The organism is Cupriavidus sp. SIMBA_020 (assembly GCF_046535395.1).
Classification (GTDB): Bacteria; Pseudomonadota; Gammaproteobacteria; order Burkholderiales; family Burkholderiaceae; genus Cupriavidus; species Cupriavidus campinensis.
Genome location: NZ_JAWRWU010000055.1, coordinates 1 through 491 on the forward strand (window position 1 = coordinate 1; position 491 = coordinate 491).

At 63.7% G+C, this 491-nt stretch carries 2 protein-coding genes; both read right to left on the minus strand.

The window, feature by feature from the left end:
- The coding region (locus tag SB751_RS28115; protein WP_410748798.1) for an FAD-dependent oxidoreductase at nt 1-211 on the minus strand (211 nt) is incomplete at its 3' end.
- 4 nt (nt 212-215) lie between these two features.
- Nucleotides 216-491: succinate dehydrogenase, hydrophobic membrane anchor protein (sdhD, locus tag SB751_RS28120; protein ID WP_410748799.1), on the minus strand; the 276-nt coding region annotated here is incomplete at its 5' end.

Below are 491 nucleotides of genomic sequence, written 5' to 3' on the forward strand. Positions count from 1 at the left end.
GCCAGTTGTCTTCGCTCATGTTGCCGAGCGAGGCGCCGATGCCGCCCTGGGCCGCGACCGTGTGCGAGCGCGTCGGGAACACCTTCGAGAGCACGCAGACGGACAGACCGGCGCGCGCCAGTTGCAGCGAAGCGCGCATCCCCGAGCCGCCCGCGCCGACGATAACCACGTCGAACTTGCGACGCGGCAGAGAATTCTTGATTGCAGCCATGCTTTTACACTCTCCAGAGAATCTGCGCGGCGTAGCCGAGGCTGCCCAGCAGCCAGGCGATCGTCAGCACGTCCAGCGCGATGCGCAGGCCGACGGGCTTGATGTAGTCCATCCAGATGTCGCGCACGCCGATCCAGGCGTGATAGAACAGCGCGAGCAGCGTGACGAACGTCGCGAGCTTCATCCATTGGGCGGAGAAAATCGACGCCCAGCCGTCGTACGAAAAGTCGTGTGCGCCAAAGAAGAGGACGAGCAGCACGACGGTGTAGATCGCCATGAT